2 protein-coding genes are annotated in these 2,968 nt (G+C 64.0%); one reads left to right on the top strand and one right to left on the bottom strand.

Annotated features, from left to right (window positions below; all coding sequences use genetic code 11):
- Window positions 1-23 precede the first annotated feature (23 nt).
- Window positions 24-1,205, bottom strand: coding sequence for an NO-inducible flavohemoprotein (gene hmpA / locus WBB95_RS22710; protein WP_424489615.1), 1,182 nt, complete (start codon window positions 1,203-1,205; stop codon window positions 24-26).
- A gap of 147 nt (window positions 1,206-1,352) precedes the next feature.
- Here hmpA and norR point away from each other — a divergent pair, with 147 nt between their 5' ends.
- Entirely contained in the window at window positions 1,353-2,900 is a 1,548-nt protein-coding gene (gene norR / locus WBB95_RS22715; protein ID WP_424489616.1) for a nitric oxide reductase transcriptional regulator NorR, read from the top strand.
- Window positions 2,901-2,968: the final 68 nt, after the last annotated feature.

A 2,968-nucleotide genomic window follows, 5' to 3' on the forward strand; every position in this document is an offset into this window, starting at 1 on the left:
GCACGGTGTTATTTCTGGGGGAGTTATTCCAGCGCCGACGCCGGGCCGAAGAACTCATAACGCGCCTGCTTCTGCGGCACACCCAAAGCTTTGAGGTGGCGCTTGATCGCCGCCATGAAGCCTTTAGGGCCGAGGAAGTAGGCGTCGAGGTCGCGCTGTTCCGGCAACCACGCCGCCAGCTGTTCCTGGCTGAGCAGACCAACGTTGTCCGCCGCAGGGCTCACGCCGTCGTCTTCGGCATAGCAATAGAAGCGCTTGAGCTGCGGGTGCTTGGCCGCCAGGGCGTCCACCCAGTCACGGAAGGCATGCACCCCGCCATTACGCGCGCAGTGGATAAAGTGCACCGGCCGCTGAGTCGCCAAAGCCGCTTCAAGCATCGGCAACGTCGGCGTGATGCCCACCCCGCCGCTGATCAGCACCAGCGGTTTGTCGCTGGCGGCCAGGGTGAACTCGCCCGACGGCGGGAACAGGTCAAGGGTCGCGCCGACGTGCATCTGGTCATGCAGGTAGTTGGACACCCGCCCACCGGCTTCGCGCTTGACGCTGATGCGGTACAGGCCCGCATCGCTCAGGGCCGACAAGGAATAGTTGCGGCGCACTTCTTCGCCATCGAGCACCAGCTTCATGCCGATGTATTGGCCCGGCGCGGCCGCCAGGATCGGGCCGTTGTCCACCGGGGCGAAATAGAAGGAGATGATCTCGTCGCTCTCTTCCACGCGTTTGACCAACACGAAGGGCCGCGCACCGCGCCAGCCACCCGGGGCCTGGGCTTTTTCGTCGTAGATGGCGGTTTCGGCGCCGATCAGGATGTCTGCCAACTGGCCGTACGCGGCGCCCCAGGCACTCATCACTTCGGGCGTCGCGATCTCGCTGCCGAGCACTTCGGAAATGGCGCGCAGCAGGCAGGCGCCAACGATCGGGTAATGCTCCGGCAGAATCTGCAAGGCCACGTGCTTGTTGATGATCTTGGCCACGAGGTCGCCCAACTGGTCCAACTGGTCGATATGCCGCGCATACATCAGCACGCCATTGGCCAGGGCGCGCGGCTGATCGCCAGAAGCCTGGTGGGCCTGGTTAAACAGCGGGCGAACTTGCGGGTACTCGCTGAGCATCATGCGGTAGAAGTGGGTGATCAGCGCTTCGCCACCGCTTTCCAGCAGCGGCACAGTGGATTTGACAATGGCACGGTCTTGGGCACTAAGCATGGCAGACTCCTGGGTCTTTTAACGGATTGCCTTTACATACTCAGTATTCATGCCAAGTAATTAATCGTTATTTTTCAACAGCTTAAATATTATGTAGTCAGTATGACTTCCTACGCCTTATAGTCATAAGGACTACAAGGAGTCTTTATGACTGCGCAATCACTGCTCACCACCCTGCTGCCCCTGGTCGCCGACCTGTCCCGCGAGCTGCCCGAAGGCGAGCGTTACCGGCGCCTGCTACAAGCCATGCGCGCCCTGCTGCCCTGCGATGCCGCCGCGCTGTTGCGCCTGGATGGCGAGTGGCTGGTGCCGCTGGCCGTGGATGGCCTGAGCCCCGACACGCTCGGCCGGCGCTTCAAGGTCAGCGAGCACCCGCGCTTTGAGGCCTTGCTGAGCAGCCCCGGTCCGACGCGTTTTGACAGCGACAGCGAACTGCCCGACCCCTACGACGGCTTGGTGGATGGCCTGCACGGCCAGTTGGAAGTGCACGATTGCATGGGGTGCCCGCTGTTCATCGACGACAGCGCCTGGGGCCTGCTGACCCTCGACGCCCTCGATACCGAGCGCTTTGAGCGGGTTGAGCTGGACGCCCTGCAAGCCTTCGCCAGCCTCGCCGCCGCCACGGTCAATGTGGCCGAACGCATAGAGCGCCTGGCGTTGCGCGCCGAAGATGAACACCAGCGCGCCGAGATCTACCGCCAGGCCAGCGGCCAGCAGCACAAGGAAATGATCGGCCAGAGCAAGACTCACAAGCGCCTGGTGGAGGAAATCAAGCTGGTGGGCGGCAGTGACCTGACCGTGCTGATCACCGGCGAAACCGGCGTGGGCAAGGAGCTGGTCGCCCAAGCCATCCACGCGGCGTCACCGCGTGCCGACAAACCGCTGATCAGCCTCAACTGCGCCGCCCTGCCGGAAACCCTGGTGGAAAGCGAGCTGTTCGGCCACGTACGCGGCGCGTTTACCGGCGCGCTGAATGAGCGCCGGGGCAAGTTCGAGCTGGCGAATGGCGGCACCTTGTTTCTGGACGAAGTCGGCGAGTTGTCACTGAGCGTGCAGGCCAAACTGCTGCGCGTGCTGCAAAGCGGCCAATTGCAGCGCCTGGGCTCGGACAAGGAACACCAAGTGGACGTGCGCCTGATCGCTGCGACCAACCGCGACCTCGCCGAAGAAGTGCGCAATGGCCGCTACCGCGCCGACTTCTACCACCGCCTGAGCGTGTACCCGCTGCAAGTGCCGGCGCTGCGTGAGCGTGGCCGCGATGTGTTGCTGCTGGCCGGCTTCTTCCTGGAACAGAACCGCTCGCGCATGGGCCTGGGCAGCCTGCGCCTGACCAGCGACGCGCAAACCGCACTGCTGGCCTACAACTGGCCGGGCAACGTGCGAGAGCTGGAACATTTGATCGGGCGCAGCGCGCTGAAAGCACTGGGTAACTGTCGCGAACGCCCGAAGATCTTGAGTTTGAGTGCTCAGGACCTCGACCTGCCCGATGCGAGCGCGCCGCCGGTGCCCGAAACCCAGGCTGAAGCGCTCCCCGTCGTCACCGGCGACCTGCGCCAGGCCACCGAACACTATCAGCGCCAGGTGATCAGCGCTTGCCTGGAGCGCCATCAGCACAACTGGGCCGGCGCCGCCCGCGAACTCGGCCTGGACCGCGCCAACCTGGGCCGCATGGCCAAGCGCCTGGGCCTGAAATAGCCCAAACACCTCAGTCACCTCGGTCAAATGTGGGAGCTGGCTTGCCTGCGATGGCGGTGGGTCAGCCA

The sequence above is a fragment of the Pseudomonas sp. genome, assembly GCF_049645325.1.
Taxonomy (GTDB): domain Bacteria; phylum Pseudomonadota; class Gammaproteobacteria; order Pseudomonadales; family Pseudomonadaceae; genus Aquipseudomonas.

Bases quoted from the DNA above. Each gene is read 5' to 3' on its own strand.
- hmpA (WP_424489615.1), bottom strand. From the start codon at position 1,205: ATGCTTAGTGCCCAAGACCGTGCCATTGTCAAATCCACTGTGCCGCTG.
- norR (WP_424489616.1), top strand. From the start codon at position 1,353: ATGACTGCGCAATCACTGCTCACCACCCTGCTGCCCCTGGTCGCCGAC.